Annotated in this window: 16 protein-coding genes; 13 read left to right on the forward strand and 3 right to left on the reverse strand. The window is 71.8% G+C overall.

Annotation, left to right across the window (positions count from 1 at the left end):
- Nucleotides 1–32: 32 nt before the first annotated feature.
- Entirely contained in the window at nucleotides 33–425 is a 393-nt protein-coding gene (locus tag AB5J53_RS37975; RefSeq protein ID WP_369250137.1) for a ribonuclease domain-containing protein, read from the forward strand.
- 39 nt (nucleotides 426–464) lie between these two features.
- Here AB5J53_RS37975 and AB5J53_RS37980 read toward each other — a convergent pair whose 3' ends face one another.
- A complete protein-coding gene (locus tag AB5J53_RS37980) occupies nucleotides 465–671 on the reverse strand; it encodes a hypothetical protein (RefSeq protein ID WP_369250138.1) in 207 nt (68 codons plus the stop codon).
- Between the two features lie 239 nt (nucleotides 672–910).
- Here AB5J53_RS37980 and AB5J53_RS37985 point away from each other — a divergent pair, with 239 nt between their 5' ends.
- On the forward strand, nucleotides 911–2,155 hold the full coding sequence (locus tag AB5J53_RS37985; RefSeq protein ID WP_369252695.1) for a sensor histidine kinase: 1,245 nt from the start codon (nucleotides 911–913) through the stop codon (nucleotides 2,153–2,155).
- 171 nt (nucleotides 2,156–2,326) lie between these two features.
- Here AB5J53_RS37985 and AB5J53_RS37990 read toward each other — a convergent pair whose 3' ends face one another.
- On the reverse strand, nucleotides 2,327–3,298 hold the full coding sequence (locus AB5J53_RS37990; RefSeq protein ID WP_369250139.1) for an NADPH:quinone reductase: 972 nt from the start codon (nucleotides 3,296–3,298) through the stop codon (nucleotides 2,327–2,329).
- Between the two features lie 307 nt (nucleotides 3,299–3,605).
- On the opposite strand from AB5J53_RS37990, the gene AB5J53_RS37995 reads away from it, so the two are divergent.
- The 3 genes from AB5J53_RS37995 (at nucleotide 3,606) to AB5J53_RS38005 (ending at nucleotide 6,077) form a co-directional block, all read left to right on the forward strand.
- Nucleotides 3,606–4,277: a response regulator gene (locus tag AB5J53_RS37995; protein ID WP_369250140.1), complete on the forward strand. Its 672-nt coding sequence runs from the start codon at nucleotides 3,606–3,608 to the stop codon at nucleotides 4,275–4,277.
- A 92-nt stretch (nucleotides 4,278–4,369) separates the two neighbouring features.
- A complete protein-coding gene (locus AB5J53_RS38000; protein WP_369250141.1) occupies nucleotides 4,370–5,542 on the forward strand; it encodes a cytochrome P450 in 1,173 nt (390 codons plus the stop codon).
- 31 nt (nucleotides 5,543–5,573) lie between these two features.
- Complete coding sequence (locus AB5J53_RS38005) at nucleotides 5,574–6,077, forward strand: hypothetical protein (protein WP_369250142.1); 504 nt, start codon at nucleotides 5,574–5,576, stop codon at nucleotides 6,075–6,077.
- Between the two features lie 23 nt (nucleotides 6,078–6,100).
- On the opposite strand, the gene AB5J53_RS38010 is transcribed toward AB5J53_RS38005, so the two are convergent.
- Nucleotides 6,101–7,114, reverse strand: a complete 1,014-nt coding sequence (locus AB5J53_RS38010) for a Gfo/Idh/MocA family oxidoreductase (protein ID WP_369250143.1) — start codon at nucleotides 7,112–7,114, stop codon at nucleotides 6,101–6,103.
- Nucleotides 7,115–7,240: 126 nt separating this feature from the next.
- On the opposite strand from AB5J53_RS38010, the gene AB5J53_RS38015 reads away from it, so the two are divergent.
- From AB5J53_RS38015 to AB5J53_RS38050, 8 genes are all read left to right on the forward strand, one after another.
- Nucleotides 7,241–7,978 (forward strand): GntR family transcriptional regulator, encoded by a 738-nt coding sequence (locus AB5J53_RS38015; RefSeq protein ID WP_369252697.1) that lies wholly within the window; start codon nucleotides 7,241–7,243, stop codon nucleotides 7,976–7,978.
- A gap of 268 nt (nucleotides 7,979–8,246) precedes the next feature.
- Nucleotides 8,247–9,251 carry a sugar ABC transporter substrate-binding protein gene (locus tag AB5J53_RS38020; protein ID WP_369250144.1) on the forward strand — a complete coding sequence of 335 codons (1,005 nt, stop codon included), beginning with the start codon at nucleotides 8,247–8,249 and terminating at the stop codon, nucleotides 9,249–9,251.
- Nucleotides 9,248–10,303 carry an ABC transporter permease gene (locus AB5J53_RS38025; protein ID WP_369250145.1) on the forward strand — a complete coding sequence of 352 codons (1,056 nt, stop codon included), beginning with the start codon at nucleotides 9,248–9,250 and terminating at the stop codon, nucleotides 10,301–10,303. The genes AB5J53_RS38020 and AB5J53_RS38025 overlap by 4 nt, the downstream gene beginning before the upstream one ends.
- A 14-nt stretch (nucleotides 10,304–10,317) precedes the next feature.
- A complete protein-coding gene (locus AB5J53_RS38030; protein WP_369250146.1) occupies nucleotides 10,318–11,121 on the forward strand; it encodes an ATP-binding cassette domain-containing protein in 804 nt (267 codons plus the stop codon).
- 179 nt (nucleotides 11,122–11,300) lie between these two features.
- Nucleotides 11,301–12,446, forward strand: coding sequence for an ROK family glucokinase (locus AB5J53_RS38035; protein ID WP_369250147.1), 1,146 nt, complete (start codon nucleotides 11,301–11,303; stop codon nucleotides 12,444–12,446).
- The gene (locus AB5J53_RS38040) at nucleotides 12,443–13,024 is read left to right on the forward strand and encodes a sugar kinase (RefSeq protein ID WP_369250148.1); all 582 of its coding nucleotides are present in this window, start codon (nucleotides 12,443–12,445) and stop codon (nucleotides 13,022–13,024) included. The genes AB5J53_RS38035 and AB5J53_RS38040 overlap by 4 nt, the downstream gene beginning before the upstream one ends.
- A gap of 105 nt (nucleotides 13,025–13,129) precedes the next feature.
- On the forward strand, nucleotides 13,130–16,069 hold the full coding sequence (locus AB5J53_RS38045) for an SNF2-related protein (RefSeq protein WP_369252699.1): 2,940 nt from the start codon (nucleotides 13,130–13,132) through the stop codon (nucleotides 16,067–16,069).
- Between the two features lie 140 nt (nucleotides 16,070–16,209).
- The gene (locus AB5J53_RS38050) at nucleotides 16,210–18,531 is read left to right on the forward strand and encodes an SWIM zinc finger family protein (protein WP_369252701.1); all 2,322 of its coding nucleotides are present in this window, start codon (nucleotides 16,210–16,212) and stop codon (nucleotides 18,529–18,531) included.
- Nucleotides 18,532–18,544: the final 13 nt, after the last annotated feature.

Here is an 18,544-nt window from a genome sequence, read left to right on the forward strand (position 1 = left end):
ATGCCATGGTCTACGCGCGTCATTCTAAGTCCATGAGATTCCCCCCACGCACCACTCGCATCGGCGCTCTGGTCGCCCTCATGTCCGCCCTGCTCATCGGTGGTACCGCCGTAGCCCCCGCCAACGCGGCGGCCACCTCCGTGGGCAGCATCTGTTACAGCGACCTGCCGTCCCAGGCGTACGACACGCTCGACCTCATCGCGTCGGGCGGTCCCTTCCCCTACTCCCAGGACGGCACCGTCTTCCAGAACCGGGAGGGTGTCCTGCCCTCCCAGTCCACGGGCTACTACCACGAGTACACGGTGATCACGCCCGGCTCCTCCACGCGCGGTGCCCGGCGCATCGTCACCGGTGAGGAGTACCAGGAGGACTACTACACCGCGGACCACTACGCCACGTTCGATCTGATCGACTTCGGCTGCTGATCCGCCGGTGACCCGGTCCGCCGGAGGTCCGGTCCGCGTTCAGCCGGACTTCCGGCTCTCGGCGGCCGCGAACAGCGCGAACGCCAGCACGAGGAGTGCGACGCTCGCGTAGATCTCGTAGCCGTCGAGGACGCCGAGCCGCTGTACGAGCCCCCACCCGTGCAGTCGGCCGGTGACCTCGTGCACCAGGCCCAGAGCGCCCTGCACCAGGGCGACAAAACCGAGTAGCTCCAGAATCCGTTTCATGTGATGACCCTCGCCCCGCGGACCCCCCACGTTCATCGGCCGCGGGGCGAGGCATGTCCGACCGAAGTCGCCGGTCGCGGTGACGAGGGTCGGACGAAAGTCTGAAGGGGTGCGACTTTGGTCGGTGATACCGGTCGCATGGAGGTGGCGGCGGGCGCGCCTGCGTAGATTTGTCGACCGTGAGTGGTGACAATCCGGCGCGCGAGCCGGCGTCTTGGCCGGCGGGGCCGACCGGGCGGATGGTGCCCGAGGTGCAGGCACTGCCCGGGCGGCGATGGCTGCTGCCCTCGGCCGTGGTCGCCGAGTTGGACCCCGACGCCGAGCGCGCGGGCCGCTCCGGACGGCCGCGCCGAACCGTGCGCGACTGGGTCGTCGACTTCGGGTGCTTCCTGCTGGCCGTCGCCATCGGGCTGGCGGCCGCGGACGCGCTGACCCACGACCCGAACACCCCGCACGGTCTCGCCGTCGCCGACCAGTGGCTCGGCGCGCTCGCCTGCGCCGCCGTCTGGTTCCGGCGCCGTTGGCCGCTGGGGCTCGCCATCGCCATGATCCCCGTCGGGCTGGCCTCGAACACCGCCGGCGGCGCGGGCATGGTCGCCCTCTTCACCCTCGCCGTGCACCGGCCCTTCAAGTACGTGGCCTGGCTCGCCGGTGTCCAGCTCGCACTGATTCCCGCCTTCTTCTGGCTGCGCCCCGACCCCGATCTGCCGTACGTCGCCGCCGTCGCCGTCACCGCGCTGCTCACCTCGGCGGTGGTCGGCTGGGGCATGTTCGTACGGTCCAAGCGTCAGCTCATGCTGAGTCTGCGGGACCGGGCGCGGCGGGCCGAGACCGAGGCGGCGCTGCGGGCCGAGCAGGCGCAGCGGCTCGCGCGCGAGGCCATCGCGCGCGAGATGCACGACGTGCTCGCGCACCGGCTCACCCTGCTGAGCGTGCACGCGGGGGCGCTGGAGTTCCGGCCGGACGCGCCCCAAGAGGAGGTCGCGCGGGCGGCCGGGGTGATCCGGGAGAGCGCGCACGAGGCGCTGCAGGACCTGCGGGAGATCATCGGCGTCCTGCGGGCCGGGGACTCCGACGACGCCGGGCGGCCGCAGCCGACGCTCGCCGCGCTCGACGGGCTGGTCACCGAGTCCCGCTCGGCCGGCATGAAGGTCGTCCTCGACAACCGCGTCACCGATCCGGCCGCCGTCCCCGCCTCCGTCGGACGCACCGCGTACCGGATCGCCCAGGAGGGCCTGACGAACGCCCGCAAGCACGCGCCGGGCGCGGAGGTGACCGTGACGGTTCGCGGAGCCCCCGGAGACGGCCTGACCATCTCCGTCCGCAACCCCGCGCCGCCGGGTGACATCCCCCATGTCCCCGGTTCGGGGCAGGGACTGATCGGCCTGACGGAGCGGGCGACCCTGGCCGGCGGCTGGTTGGAGCACGGGGCCGAGGGGGACGGGGGCTTTCTGGTGCGGGCGTGGCTGCCGTGGGGCGATTGACGCGCGGGCCGCGGGCAGGTGAGGGCTGGTCGCGCAGTTCCCCGCGCCCCTTCAGGGGCGCGGGGAACTGCGCAATCTTTTAAGCGGGGGTCTGGGGGCGGCAGCCCCCAGGTACGGGACGGGTAGGGGCGGAGGGGGCGAAAAACGTCTGCCGGCCCCCCCCGCGACGGCTCAGGAGTCGGTGCGCAGGATCACCCGCATGCCATGCAGTTCCCCGCGCTCCATGCGCCGGTGGACCTCCGCCGCGGCGCTGAGCGGCAGCGTCTCCGTGGTGCGGGGCCGGAGCAGACCCTGGGAGAAGAGGTCGTTGATGGCGGCTGCCGCCGAGGCGAGCTCCTCGGTGCTGGCGTGGGAGATGGCGAAGCCCCGTACGGACGCGTCCTTCATGTAGAGGGGACCCACCGGGAGGACGGGTTCGTCCTTGGCGCCGGCCATGAGGACGATACGGCCGCGACGGGCGAGCAGGGCGACGGCGGAGACGAGGTCGTTGTGGCCGGAGGTGTCGACATGGAGGTCGACTCCGCCGCGGGCCAGCTCCGAGAGGCGCCGGGTGAGCTCGGGATCGCGGTAGTCCACCACCTCGGAGGCTCCCAGGCCCCGGCAGTAGTCGTGGTCGCGCGCCGACGCCGTCGCGATGACACGGGCTCCCGCACGGACGGCGAGGACCACCAGCACGGCGCCCACGTTTCCCGCGGCTCCGCCCACCAGGACTGTCTCGCCACGGCACAGGCCACCGTGGGTGAACAGGGCGAGATACGCGGCAGCGGCCGGGTGGACCACGGCCACCGCGACCTCGGGAGGTACATCCGGAGGGAGCGGGTAGAGCCGGTCGACAGGCACCGCCGCCTGCTCGGCCGCCGCACCCTGACGGCCGCCGTGGCCGAGGCTGTTGCACCACACGGCGTCGCCGACGGCGAACCCGCCCCCGGCCGACGCGACCGTGCCCACAAGGTCCCGGCCGATGACGAAGGGGAACTCCAGCGGCGTACGGAAGACCCCTGAACGGACAAAGGCGTCCACGGGGTTGACCGTGGTGGCCCGTACGTCGACGAGGACCTCGTCGGGACCCGGCACGGGTGCGGCGAACTCTCCGTAGCGAATGACGTCGGGTGGGCCGAGTTGTTCGACGTAAGCGGCACGCATGGCCAAGGTTCCTTCCACCGCGGGGGCGCGCTCGCGCGAAGCCCGCGCGTTCCCGTCAAGTCGCCGTCAAGCCGTCATCAAGTCGCGGTCCAGGTACCCGGGATTTCCGCCCGTCGCGACCTGACGGACCCTCACGGGCATTCTTGCCCCGGCTTCCCGACCGGCGCGGCATTCCGGGCACCAGCGGTGAGTCGCGCGGGGCGGCGCGGAGCACGCGCACCGAGAAAAGGATCTGACGGCGCTTGTTTGAGACCTCCTGATCGGAAGCGTCCTGGTCGCAGACGGGCGACCTGGTTAGGTGGATCCCATGACTGCGATCCGACTGCTGCTCGTCGACGACGACCCCCTGGTGAGAGCCGGCCTGTCCTTCATGATGGGCGGCGCCGACGACATCGAGATCGTCGGAGAGGCCGCCGACGGGAGCGAGGTGGAAGCGCTCGTCGACCGCACCCGCCCGGACGTCGTCCTGATGGACATCCGGATGCCGACGGTCGATGGACTCACCGCCACGGAGAGGCTGCGCGGCCGCCAGGAGGCGCCGCAGGTCGTGGTCCTGACCACCTTCCACGCCGACGAGCAGGTGTTGCGGGCGCTGCGCGCGGGGGCGGCCGGGTTCGTACTGAAGGACACCCCGCCCGCGGAGATCCTCGCGGCGGTGAGGCGGGTGGCGGCGGGTGATCCCGTGCTGTCGCCCACCGTCACCCGCCAGTTGATGGAGCACGCGGCCGGCGGCGCGCCCGACACCCGCCGTGCGACCGCCCGCGACCGGGTCGCCTCCCTCAACGACCGGGAACGCGAGGTCGCCGTCTCCGTAGGGCAAGGCAGGTCGAACGCGGAGATCGCCGCCGAACTCTTCATGAGCGTCGCCACCGTCAAGACCCACGTCTCGCGCATCCTGGCCAAGCTCGGCCTCAACAACCGTGTACAGATCGCCCTGTTGACATACGACGCCGGGCTTCTGGAGGAGGACGGGCACTGAGAGGACGGCACTGAGGGGAGGACGGCACCGAGGGGAGGTCGGGCACTGATCGGGGGCCGCGATCGTTGATCGGGGCAACGGGAGGAGCAACCATGATCGACCTGGGGGAGTACGGGGCGCGGTTCACGGCGGACCCGTATCCGGTGTACGCGGCACTGCGTGAGCGAGGTCCCGTGCACTGGGTGCGCACGCCACCACCCGGTGCGTACGAGGGCTGGCTCGTCGTGGGGTACGAGGAGGCGCGGGCCGCCCTCGCCGACCCGAGGCTGTCCAAGGACAGCACCAAAATGGGGCTGAGCTCGCTCGAAGAGGAGCTGATGGGCCGGTATGTGCTGATCAGCGACCCGCCCGAGCACACCCGGCTGCGCTCGCTCGTCGCGGGCGCGTTCACCATGCGGCGGGTTGAGGCGCTGCGCCCGCGCGTCCAGCAGATCACCGACGAGTTGCTGGACGAGATGCTGCCGAAGGGCCGCGCCGACCTCGTGGACTCCTTCGCCTATCCGCTGCCCATCACGGTCATCTGCGAGCTCCTCGGCGTCCCCGACATCGACCGGGAGGCCTTCCGGGCCATGTCGAACGAGATCGTGGCCCCGTCCGGCGGAGACACCGAACTCGCCGCGATCGAGCAACTCGCCTCATACCTTGACGAGTTGATCGAGGACAAACGCTGCACGGCACCGGCCGACGACCTGCTCAGCGCCCTCATCCGTACCCGCGCGCAGGACGGCGACCGCCTCTCGCGCGACGAACTGCGCGGGATGGCGTTCATCCTGCTGGTCGCGGGCCACGAGACGACGGTCAACCTGATCACGACCGCGGTGCACACCCTGCTCACCCACCCGGACCAACTCGCCGCGCTGCGGGCCGACATGACCCTCCTCGACGGCGCTGTGGAGGAGGTCCTGCGCTTCGAGGGACCGGTGGAGACGGCGACGTACCGCTACGCGGCCGAGCCGATGGAGATCGGCGGCAGGTCCATCGCGGTGGGCGACCCGGTGATGATCGGCCTCGACGCCGCCGACCGCGACGCGGCGTACTGCCCGGACCGGCACCGCTTCGACGTCCACCGCGCCCCGCAGGGCCATCTCGCCTTCGGACATGGCATCCACTACTGCCTGGGCGCGCCCCTGGCCCGCCTCGAAGCCCGTGTCGCGCTGCGCTCCCTGCTGGAGCGATGCCCGGATCTCGAGCTCGACGGGCCCCCTGGGGACTGGCTGTCCGGCATGCTGATACGCGGCCTGCGCAGCCTGCCGGTGCGCTGGTGAGCGGCCCCCTTCGACGAGAGGAGCGTCATCCGTGCTGCGTACGGCGGAGATCACCGCGGAGCTGACCGGCAAGGAGCTGCGCGGCTCCGACGCCCACCAGCTGTACTGGCGCTCCACATTGGAGTTCAGCCTGGACTGCTTCATCTGCGAGCGCACCGGCCGTACGACGGTCTTCGAGCGCGGGGCCGAGCGCGCACTGTGCTCCGGCAGTCGCAGCGGATTCAAGCGGCACCACACCGCCGCCAGGATCGCCGCGTTCGACACCACCAACGGCCGGGAGGGGCTGGCGGTCCGTGCCCTGATCGACTTCTGGTGGGCGCCCTTCACCGACACCCGGGACGGCAACAAGACAGCGGCGCCCACCAGCCACCCCTGGGTCCGGCTGCACCTGGGCTACTACTGCAAGGACGCCAAGGAGTCGGGCACCGACAGCATCCAGACCAACCTGGTGCGGCCGCACGAGCTGAAGTGCAAGCACTGCGACCGGGTACTCGGAGTCGACGCACAGACCCCGGCGGTGCGCCTCCTCGTGTGAGGCGCACCGCCGGGGTCCTCCACTCAGTCTCGCCCGCCCGGGATCTCCCGGAGCCGCACCGGACGCCGCTCCTGCCGGGACACCACACACGCCTCGGCGATACGCAGCGCCTCCAACGCCTCACGGCCGTCGCACGGATTGGGCCGCTCACCGCGGACGACCTCGACGAACGCGGCGAGCTCGGCCTCGTACGCCGGACCGAAGCGCTCCAGGAAGCCCATCCACGGCTTGTCGGCGGGCGGCGGCCCGGCCGGTTCGGTGGACGCGATCGGCGTACGGTCGTCGAGGCCGACGGCGATCTGGTCCAGCTCGCCGGCGAGCTCCATCCGGACGTCGTAGCCGGCCCCGTTCACCCGGGTCGCCGTCGCCGTGGCGAGGGTGCCGTCGTCGAAGGTGAGCACGGCCGCGGCGGTGTCGATGTCACCCGCCTCGCGGAACATCGCGGGCCCGGCGTCCGACCCGGTCGCGTACACCTCGAGGACCTCGCGGCCGGTGACCCAGCGCAGCATGTCGAAGTCGTGGATCAGGCAGTCCCGGTAGAGCCCGCCGGAGAGCGGGAGGTAGTCGACCGGGGGCGGCGACTGGTCGGACGTCATCGCCCGGACCGTGTGCAGCCGGCCCAGCCGTCCCGACCGCACCGCCTCGCGGGCGGCCGTGTAGCCCACGTCGAAGCGGCGCTGGAAGCCCAGCTGCAGAATCGTTCCGGCGGCATCGACCTCGGCCAGCGCGGCCAGCGTGCCCGCCAGATCGAGGGCGATGGGCTTCTCGCAGAAGACCGGGAGCCCGGACCGCGCTGCCCGACCGATCAGTTCGCCGTGGGCCGAAGTCGCCGCCGTGATGACCACCGCATCCACGCCCCAGGTGAAGATCTCGTCCACGCTGGGCGCCGCCGTCGCGCCCAGTCGGTCCGCCAGCCGATGGGCCCGCGCGGTGTCCGCGTCCGTGACGATGAGGGAGCCGCCGACCTCACGGTGACGGCTGAGAGTGGTCGCGTGGAATGTGCCGATACGACCCGCTCCGATGAGTCCGATGCGCATGGGAACAGTGTGGGCGAAGCCGGCACCGTGTCAATGGTTTGTCCGGACAATCGAACTTCACAACTTCCCGTCAACATCTCCCAGAGCTACGCTCGGGCCGTGCCGAAACCAGATGTGGATCCGACCGTGTCGCTCCAGCTCAGCGTCGACCGCAGCAGCCCGGTCCCGCTCTACTTCCAGCTGTCCCAACAGCTGGAGGCCGCGATCGAGCACGGAACGCTGACCCCGGGCAGCCTCCTTGGCAACGAGATCGAGCTCGCCGGGCGGCTCGGCCTGTCCCGGCCCACGGTCCGCCAGGCCATCCAGTCCCTCGTCGACAAGGGCCTGCTCGTACGGCGCCGCGGCGTGGGCACTCAGGTCGTGCACAGCCAGGTCAAGCGCCCGCTGGAACTCAGCAGCCTCTACGACGACCTGGAGTCGGCGGGCCAGCGCCCGGCGACCCAGGTGGTCGTCAACACCGTCGTACCGGCGTCCGCAGAGGTCGCGGCGGCCCTGGGCGTGGCCGAGGGCGGCGACGTACACCGTGTCGAGCGGCTGCGCCTCGCCCACGGGGAGCCGATGGCGTACCTCTGCAACTATCTGCCCCCCGACCTGCTGGAGCTGGACAGCGCGCAGATGGAGGCCACCGGCCTGTACCGGCTGATGCGCGCGGCGGGGATCACCCTGCACAGCGCCCGGCAGTCCGTCGGCGCACGCGCGGCCACCGCGGAAGAGGGCGAGCGGCTCGGCGAACCGGCCGGCGCGCCCCTGCTCACCATGCAGCGCACAACCTTCGACGACACCGGCCGCGCCGTCGAGTTCGGCACCCACATCTACCGGGCCTCGCGCTACTCCTTCGAGTTCCAGCTCCTCGTGCGTCCGTGATCGACTGACGCGCTCTCCTTCCCTCGTGCGTCCGTGATCGACCGACGCGCGCTCCTCACCGGCCCCGCTGTCGTCACCGAGAAGGGCGTGGCGCGACCGGTGAAGTCCACCGCGCGCGGGACCCGCTGGTCGGGTGCATGATCCCCGTGATTGATACTTGGACGTTTGGGGCCGGTGAGACGCCGGTCCCAGGGGCCTATGTGACGGCCCTCCGGGCCAGTCCGCAGGGCCCGGCGCACCAAGGAGCAAGCAAGAAGGGCACGGCCTCGTGGCACGGACTCGGACCTGGGTAAGCATCGCGCTCGCAGGGGCGCTGGGAGTGTCCCTCGCGGGATGCAGCAGCACCGGCGGTAAGCGGGCCGAGGACGCCCGCAAGGCGGCGGCGGCCCAGGGCAGGGCCGCGGTGAACACGCCCAAATGGACCTTCGCGATGATCACCCACGCGGGCGAAGGCGACACCTTCTGGGACATCGTGCAGAGCGGCGCCAAGCAGGCCGCCGTCAAGGACAACATCAACTTCCTGTACTCGCACAGTGGCGAGGCACAGCAGCAGGCACAGCTCGTGGACGCCGCCGTCGACAAGCAGGTCGACGGCATCATCGTCACGCTCGCCAAGCCCGACGCCATGAAGGCGGCCGTCGCGCGCGCCGAGAAGGCCGGCATCCCCGTGATCACGGTGAACTCGGGCTCCGAGGAGTCCAAGGCGTTCGGTGCGCTCACCCACATCGGTCAGGACGAGACCGTCGCCGGCGAGGCGGTCGGTGACGAGCTGAACAAGCGGGGCCGCAAGAAGGCCCTGTGTGTTCTGCACGAGCAGGGCAACGTCGGTCACGAGCAGCGCTGCGCGGGCATCAAGAACACCTTCCACGGCACCGTGCAGAACCTCTATGTCCAGGGCACCAGCATGCCCGACGTGCAGGCCTCCATCGGCGCCAAGCTGCAGGCCGACACGTCCATCGACTCGGTCGTCACGCTCGGCGCCCCCTTCGCGGACACCGCGGTCAAGGCCAAGCAGGACGCGGGCAGCAAGGCCGAGATCGACACCTTCGACCTCAACGAGAAGGTGGCCGGGGAGCTCAAGAGCGGCACGCTCGGCTTCGCCGTCGACCAGCAGCCGTACCTCCAGGGGTACGAGGCCGTGGACCTGCTCTGGCTCTACAAGTACAACGACGACGTCCTCGGCGGCGGCAAGCCGGTCCTCACCGGACCGCAGATCATCACCAAGGACCAGGCCGGCGCGCTGCTGGAGTACACGAAGCGGGGCACCCGATGAGTACCACCGCACCCGCGCCGTCGCCGGGCACCAAGGCCGACGAACGTCTCCTGAAGACCTCGCCGCTGCGCAAGTTCATGGGCCGCCCCGAGCTCGGCTCGGTGGTCGGCGCGATCGCCGTCTTCGTCTTCTTCGCGATCTTCGCGGACAGCTTCGTACGGGCCGGGAGCCTCAGCACGGTCCTGTACGCCTCGTCGACCATCGGCATCATGGCCGTCCCGGTCGCGCTGCTGATGATCGGCGGCGAGTTCGACCTCTCCGCGGGCGTCATGGTGACCAGCTCCGCGCTGATCTCCTCGATGTTCAGCTACCAGATGACCGCGAACGTCTGGGTCGGCGTCTTCGTCTCGCTGCTCGTCACCCTGGCGATCGGCGTCTTCAACGGCGTCATGCTGACCCGCACCGACCCGCCGAGCTTCATCATCACGCTCGGCACCTTTCTGATGCTGACCGGCATGAACCTCGGCTTCACCAAGCTGATCAGCGGCACGGTCTCCACGAAGTCGATCTCCGACATGGAGGGCTTCTCCTCCGCCAAGGACGTCTTCGCCTCGACGCTCACCATCGGCGGCGTCGACTTCAAGATCACCATCCTGTGGTGGCTGGCCCTGGTCGCCATCGCCACCTGGATCCTGCTGCGCACCCGCGTCGGCAACTGGATCTACGCCGTCGGCGGTGGCGAGGAAGCGGCCCGCGCGGTCGGCGTCCCGGTCGACAAGACCAAGATCGGCCTCTACATGGGCGTCGCCTTCGGCGCCTGGATCTCCGGCCAGCACCTGCTGTTCTCGTTCGACGTCGTGCAGTCCGGCGAGGGCGTCGGCAACGAGCTGATCTACATCATCGCGGCCGTCATCGGCGGCTGTCTGATCACCGGTGGCTACGGTTCCGCGGTCGGCGCGGCTGTCGGCGCGCTGATCTTCGGCATGGTCAGCAAGGGCATCGTGTTCGCCGAGTGGAACCCGGACTGGTTCAAGTTCTTCCTGGGAGTGATGCTGCTCCTGGCGACCCTGCTCAACCACTGGGTCCGCAAGCGCGCGGAGGCGACGAAGTGACCACGGACGGGAACATGACGACCGACTCGGCCTCCACGGACCGTACGGCGCTCGTCGAGCTCGACGACGTCAGCAAGTACTACGGCAACATCCGCGCCCTCGAAGGCGTCTCGCTGGAAGTCCACGCGGGCGAGATCTCCTGCGTGCTCGGCGACAACGGCGCGGGCAAGTCCACCCTGATCAAGATCATCGCGGGACGGCACCAGCACGACGCGGGCATCCTGCGCATCGAGGGCGAGGAGACCCGGCTGTCGTCCCCGCGCGAAGCCCTCGACCACGGGATCGCCACGGTCTACCAGGACCTCGCCGTCGTTCCGCTGATGCCGGTCTGGCGGAACTTCTTCCTCGGCTCCGAGCCCAGGAAGGGCGTCGTTCCCTTCAAGCGCATGGACGTCGACTTCATGCGGAAGACGACCCACGCGGAGCTCCTGCGCATGGGCATCGACCTGCGCGACGTCGACCAGCCCATCGGCACCCTGTCCGGCGGTGAGCGTCAGTGCGTGGCGATCGCCCGCGCCGTCTATTTCGGCGCCAAGGTCCTCGTCCTCGACGAGCCCACCGCGGCCCTGGGTGTGAAGCAGTCCGGTGTGGTCCTCAAATATGTGGCAGCCGCACGGGACGCCGGACTGGGTGTTGTGTTGATCACCCACAATCCGCATCACGCGTATCTGGTGGGCGACCGATTCGTGCTCCTGAAGCGCGGCACGATGTTCAGCAGCAACGCGCGCGAGGACATCACGCTCGACGAGCTGACCCGCCAGATGGCGGGCGGCAGCGAGCTGGACGACCTGCGGCACGAGCTGGAACGCAGCTCGTGAGGAGCGCCCCGACAGGGGCGCGTGGCTGTACATAATGCGGCTCCGCCGCGTGGGCGCGACCGGCCTCCACGGCCCGCGGTGAAGGGACGGCCCGAGCCTCTTGACCGGCGCGCCCTGCACAGCGTCCGCGGAGGCTCCCACAGTGCAGGCCCGCCCCGGCGTAAGGCAGAATCGGCCCGATGAGCACCTACCGCGACCTCGCACACCGCGGCTCCGCGCGGGCCACCGTCCTGCGGACCGTAGGGACGCGTGAGCGCCGTTCCCACCTGACGGCGCCCCGCGTCCCCACCGTCGGCATCGACATCGGCGGCACGAAGGTGATGGCGGGCGTCGTGGACGCCGACGGCAACATCCTGGAGAAGGTCCGCGCCGAGACGCCGGACAAGTCCAAGAGCCCCAGGGTCGTCGAGGACACCATCGTCGAGCTGGTCCTGGACCTCTCCGACCGGCACGACGTGCACGCGGTCGGCATCGGCGCGGCCGGCTGGGTCGACGCCGACCGCAACCGCATCCTGTTCGCGCCGCACCTCTCCTGGCGCAACGAGCCCCTGCGTGATCGCCTCGCGGGCAGGCTCGCCGTGCCCGTCCTGGTCGACAACGACGCCAACGCCGCCGCCTGGGCCGAGTGGCGCTTCGGCGCGGGCCGTGGCGAGGACCACCTCGTCATGATCACGCTCGGCACCGGCATCGGCGGCGCGATCCTGGAGGACGGCCAGGTCAAGCGCGGCAAGTTCGGCGTCGCCGGTGAGTTCGGCCATATGCAGGTCGTGCCCGGCGGCCACCGCTGCCCGTGCGGCAACCGCGGCTGCTGGGAGCAGTACAGCTCCGGCAACGCACTGGTCCGCGAGGCCCGCGAGCTCGCCGCCGCGGACTCCCCGGTGGCGTACGGGATCATCGAGCACGTCAAGGGCAACATCGCCGACATCACCGGCCCGATGATCACCGAGCTGGCCCGTGAGGGCGACGCCATGTGCATCGAGCTGCTCCAGGACATCGGCCAGTGGCTCGGCGTGGGCATCGCGAACCTGGCCGCCGCCCTGGACCCCTCCTGCTTCGTCATCGGCGGTGGCGTCAGCGCGGCCGACGACCTGCTGATCGGCCCCGCGCGGGACGCCTTCCGCAGGAATCTCACGGGCCGCGGCTACCGCCCCGAGGCCCGTATCGCGCGCGCCCAGCTCGGCCCCGAGGCCGGCATGGTCGGCGCCGCCGACCTCGCCCGCCTCGTCGCCCGCCGCTTCCGCCGCGCCAAGCGGCGCCGCGTGGAGCGCTACGAGCGGTACGAGCGCTACACGGAGTCCCGCCGCACGACCCAGGGGTCGCTGTGACGGCCTCGCTGCCGCGCCAGGCATCACCGCCGGACGAGCCGCAGCGGCCGCCAGAGGACCCGCGCCACAAGTTCCGCCGCCGTGCCCTCACGCTGCTCATCATCGTGCTGCTCATCGGCGTACCCGCCGGCTATCTGGTGGTCTCCGCCAACCAGAGCCGCAACAGCGGCAAGCAGAAAGAGGACAAGTACTCGGCGACCGGCCTCACCGCAGGCTGGCCCTCGCGTGTCCAGCGCCGCCTGTACCAGGTGCCCATGCCCGCGGACTCCACGGACGTCGCCTACTACGAGACGAACAACTGGAAGACCAGCCGCCTGTATGTGCAGTTCGGCACCACCGACGCGGGCCTGGACTGGTTCCTCAAGACCGTCGGCACCAGCCGGAAGGCGCTGAAGAAGGACGACATCACCATCAGTGCCCGCGACCAGAAGGTCGTCGGCTGGGAGTTCACCGGCGTCGGCCCGTGGTCCGGTCTCGTCCACAAGCAGAAGGACCCGGCGCCCACGCAGGACATCGTCGTGAACCGGTCCGAGCCCCAGCACCCCATGGTGTACGTGGTCTCGCGCACGATTCCCTGACCGGTCCCGATCCGGCCCGGCGCGGTCACCGAGGCCGATTGTCAGACCCCGCCCGTAGAGTCGAAGACAACTGATTCGACTGAGGGGCGGGAGGTGACCGGGCGTATGGGGGACGGGGTGGATGCGACGGCCGAGCGGTCGCTTTCCGCGCGGGCGCTCTCCGGGCGGCTCGCCGCCGTCTTCCTGCCCGCGCCGCTGCCGCGCGAGGGGCGGGTCGCGTTCTGGGATCCGGACGGGGAGCCACTGCCGTCCGGTGAGCAGGGCGGGGACGCGGCGTCGGGGGAGCATGCCGCGGGGGTGTCCTCGGGTGAGCGCGTCGAGGGCGCGTCGTCGGCTGAGCCGGTCGACGGGGCACCGTCCGGTGAGCGGACCCGGCTGACGGTCGTACGACCCCACGGTCCCGGAGTCCGCAGGGGCACCGTCCCCGCCGTGACCCTCCCTGTAGGCGAGGCCCTGCCGCTGCTCGCCGGAGCCCGGCGTGACCCCGCCGCGCATCCTGCCACGGTCTGCTGGGGCGCGGCCGCGCTGCATGCCCTGCGGCTCGTCGCGCGCGGGCGGCTGCTGCCGGGACTGACGGCCGACGGGCTCGACGCATGGCGCGCGGGCCCGCTGGACCAGGACGACATCGCCCACCTCAGGGCGGTGGCAGCGGCCCTTCCGTACGAAGGACATGCCGTCCCGCTCCCCGGCAAGGGCCCGCTGCGGCTGCCCGAGCCGGAAGCGCTGATGCGGTCCTTCCTGGACGCCGTCGCGGACACACTGCCGCGCACTCCGGCAGCGCCGTACACCTCCGGGAAACCCTTCGCGGCGAGCGAGCCGCAGCGGCTGCCCGGTGCCCACGACTGGGCCGCCGAGGTCGCCGCCGGCATGGACGCGGGTGTACGGATCTCGCTCCGCCTGGACCTGTCCGCCTACCAGCTCTTCGACGACGACGAGGGAGCGCGCCGCGCGGGCGCGGCCGTCGTCCAGGTGCACAGCCTCGCCGACCCCACCCTCGTGGTGGACGCGACGGCCCTCTGGGCGGGGGAGGCCGACGCGACCTTCGGCCCCCGCGCGCGCGTCGACGCGGCCCTCGCCGTCCGCCGCGCGGCCCGCGTCTGGCCACCGCTCGACCGGCTGTCCGAACAGGACGTGCCCGACGTACTCGCCCTCTCCGAGGACGAGTTGTCCGATCTGCTCGGGGTCGCGGCGACCCGGCTCGGCGCGGCCGGGGTCGCCGTGCACTGGCCCCGGGACCTCGCCCACGACCTGAGCGCGGCGGCGGTGGTGCGCCCCGCGCCCGGGTCGGCGACGGACGGCACCGGGTTCTTCGAGAGCGAGGAACTGCTCCAGTTCCGCTGGCAGTTGGCCCTCGGCGGCGATCCGCTCACCGAGACCGAGATGGACACCCTGGCCGAGGCGCACCGCCCGGTCGTCCGGCTGCGCGACCAGTGGGTGCTCGTCGACCCGGCGCTCGTCCGCAAGGCCCGCAAGCGTGAACTGGGCCTGCTCGACCCGGTCGACGCGCTGTCCGTGGCGCTCACCGGCAGCGCCGAGGTCGACGGAGAGACGGTCGAGGCGGTGCCGGTCGGCGCGCTGGCCGCGCTGCGCGATCGGTTGACGGCGGGCGTGGCTTCCGTCGACCCGCCGCCGGAGCTTCAGGCCCGCCTTCGGGACTACCAACTCCGTGGCCTTGCCTGGCTCGACCTCATGACCTCCCTCGGACTCGGCGGCTGCCTCGCCGACGACATGGGACTCGGCAAGACCGTCACCGTCATCGCGCTGCACCTGCGGCGGGCCCGTAGCGAGCCGACCCTGGTCGTCTGCCCGGCGTCGCTGCTGGGCAACTGGCAGCGGGAGATCGCCCGTTTCGCGCCCGGCGTCCCCGTCCGCCGCTTCCACGGACCCGACCGCACCCTCGACGAGCTCGACGGCGGCTTCGTCCTCACCACGTACGGGACGATGCGGTCCACCGCGCCGCGGCTCGCCCAGCAGAAGTGGGGCATGGTCGTCGCGGACGAGGCGCAGCACGTCAAGAACCCCTACTCGGCGACGGCGAAGGCCTTGCGGACCATCCCGTCTCCCGCACGCGTGGCGCTCACCGGCACCCCCGTGGAGAACAACCTCTCCGAACTCTGGGCCCTGCTGGACTGGACGACCCCCGGACTGCTCGGCCCCCTCAAGTCCTTCCGAGCCCGGCACGCGCGCGCCGTGGAGAACGGCGAGGACGACGAGGCGGTGACCCGCCTGGCCCGACTGATCCGCCCCTTCCTGCTCCGCCGCAAGAAGTCGGACCCCGGAATCGTCCCCGAGCTCCCGCCCAAGACGGAGACCGACCACCCCGTTCCCTTGACCCGCGAACAAGCCTCGCTCTACGAGGCGGTGGTCCGGGAGTCGATGCTGGCGATCGAGACCGCCGAGGGCATCGCGCGCCGGGGCCTGGTCCTCAAACTCCTCACCTCCCTCAAGCAGATCTGCAACCACCCTGCGCTCTATCTGAAGGAGGAGGCCCGGGCCTCCGCCCATGGGCCCTCCGCCCGCTCCGGCAAACTCGCCCTGCTCGACGAGCTGTTGGACACGCTGCTGGCCGAGGATGGTTCGGCACTCGTCTTCACCCAGTACGTGGGGATGGCCCGCCTCATCACCGCGCACTTGGCCGCCCGTGCCGTCCCCGTGGAGATCCTGCACGGCGGCACACCGGTCGTGGAGCGGGAACACATGGTGGACCGTTTCCAGAGCGGGGCGACCCCGGTCCTGGTGCTGTCCCTCAAGGCCGCGGGCACGGGCCTGAACCTGACCCGCGCCGGCCACGTCGTGCACTTCGACCGCTGGTGGAATCCTGCCGTCGAGGAACAGGCCACCGACCGCGCCTACCGCATCGGCCAGACCCAGCCCGTCCAGGTCCACCGCCTCATCACCGAGGGCACGGTGGAGGACCGCATCGCCGAGATGCTCGAAGCGAAGCGGGCGCTGGCCGACGCGATCCTCGGCTCCGGCGAGGCGTCCCTGACGGAGCTGACCGACCGCGAGCTGTCGGACCTGGTGTCGCTCCGGAGGTCGTCGTGAACGGTTCCGAGAGCGAGGAGCGGGCGGTGGCGGCCGGGGCGCAGGAGGAACGCGAGGAGGCGGACCGGGGCGGAGGCAAGGACCTGCGCGGAGGCACGGACCGGCCCGGCGACTCCGATCTACCCCGTCCCGTTGCCGGGGTGCGGGGACCTGCGGACGAGGCCCGTCGGGCACTGCGGGCCGCGCGGGAGCGCGAGGTTCGGGGGGCCGGGTCGGCTGACGCGGCTGACGACCAGTCGGCCCCGTCTGCCGCGCGGGACGCGGCCGGGACGCCGTCGAAGACGGGGTCCTCCCCGGGAGCGCGACCTGGCGACGCGGCGCGGGAGGCTCTGCGGCGGGCGACCGGGGCGGGGAGAGCGTGGGGTGCCGGTGAGGGTGTGGATGGGGGTGCCGTGCCGTCTCCGGTGTCCGACGGTGATGCGGAACCCGGCCCGGTGGGAGCTTCCGCCGGGGCGGGGAGCACCCCGGCGAGCCGTCCTGCTGAGAATGCCTCCGAAGGCGCGCGTCCCGGTGACATCGCGCGCGAGGCCTTGCGCGCCGCGCGCGACGAGGCGAGGCGGGCACAGGCGGACACCGGAGCCGGCGGAGGAACGGGTACTGGAGCCAAGGGAGTTGAGGGCGGGCGCCGATCCGCCGAGCCGAACCTGAACGCTTCCCGGACTCGGCGGGGGCGGCCGCGCCAGGACGGCGGGACCCGGGCCCGGGACCTACGGGATCTGCTCGCCGGCGCCTTCGAGCTGCCCACGGACGTGACGTCGGACCCGCATACGGTGCAGCCTCGGGATGCTCGGGAGGTGGCTGCGGAGGCGCCTCCTGTGCTGCCTCGGGACGCTCGGGATGCGGCTTCGGGCGCGTATGGTGCGCTGTCTCGGGGTGTCCGGGAGGCGGCTGCGGAGGCGCCTCGTGCGTTGCCTCCGGACGCACACGAAGGGACTTCGGAGCCGCAGTCTGCGCAACGCGGAGACGCGTGCGAGGCGACCCCGCATGCGCACCCGGCACCGGCCGGAGACGCCCGCGCGGCGACGCCGGAGTCGTCATCCGTGCAACGCGGCGACGAGGGCGAGGCGTTCCTCGGGCGGGGCCCCGCGCGGCCCGGTTCCGTAACCGATGTGACCGCCGGCCCGCTCCCGGCGCACCCCGGTTCGCGCTCCGGATCAGCGACGACGACCGCACCCCCGGTCAACCGCCTCCCACGTTCCATGGGGTCCCCGGGCCGCGACGGTGAGCTGCGCCGTACCTTCCCCGCCTTCCCGGCGCGGGTGTCGGAGGCCGACACCTTCGCGGAGACGTGGTGGGGGAATGCCTGGGTGACCGCCTTGGAGGAGGGGGCGCTGGACGCGGCGCGGTTGGCGCGCGGGCGGGCCTATGCCGGGCACGGGTACGTCGACGCCATCACGGTCACGCCGGGGCTGGTGCTGGCATACGTGCACGGCAGCCGGCCGAGGCCGTATCGCGTGCAGGTCAGGGTGCCGACGTTGTCCGACGGCGACTGGGACCGCTTCTTGGACGCGGCCGCCGAGCGACCCGGGCACATCGCCGCGCTGCTCGACAAGGAGATGCCCAAGTCGCTCGCGGAGTGCGGGGTCGCGCTGCTCCCCGGCCCCGGCGAGCTCGAACCGCACTGCAGTTGCCCCGACTCCGGACACCCGTGCAAGCACGCGGCCGCCCTCTGCTACCAGACGGCACGGCTGCTGGACGAAGACCCCTTCGTGCTGCTCCTGTTGCGCGGCCGTGGCGAACGCGAGCTGCTCGACGCGCTGTCCCGCCGTAACGCCGCCCGCGCGGCCCGCGCCGCCCAGGAGCAGGAACCGGCGCCCCTGCCCGGCGTACGCGCCCGCGACGCCCTCACCCGGCGCGCGTTGCCGCCGCTCCCGGCGCCGCTGCCACCGCCCGCGCACCCCGAGCAGCCGCCGACCTACCCGGGCGCGCCGGGTGGTCCGGACCCCTTCGTGCTCGACCAGTTGGCCACGGACGCGGCGGCTCGTGCGCATGCGCTGCTCACGACAGGCCGCGATCCCGTCGCGGAACTGACGCTCTGGCAGGACGCGGTGCGACTGGCCGCCGCCCGCCCTGGTTCCGGCCTCACCGCCGCCACTCGTGCCCTGTACTCCTCGCTCGCCTCCGCGACGGGGCGCACCCCGGCCGATCTGGCGCGCGCGGTCGCCGCCTGGCGGCAGGGCGGATTCGAGGCGCTCAGCGTCCTCGAAGAGCCCTGGGACCCACCGGCGGGCCGTTTCGACCGGGCCCGTCCGCTCCTCCTCGCCGCCGACCTCCCCGCCTTCCGTCCGTGGCGCAACCACCTCACCCACCCCCGGGGCCACGCCCAACTCCGCCTCGGTCGGGGCGGCCTCTGGTACGCATACGAATCCGAACCGGGCCACGACGACTGGTGGCCCCGAGGCACCCCCGACCTCGACCCGGTCGGCGCGCTGACGGGCCTCGGCGCACCGGGCGACCTCTGACACCGACCAGGGG

The organism is Streptomyces sp. R41 (genome assembly GCF_041053055.1).
GTDB lineage: Bacteria > Actinomycetota > Actinomycetes > Streptomycetales > Streptomycetaceae > Streptomyces.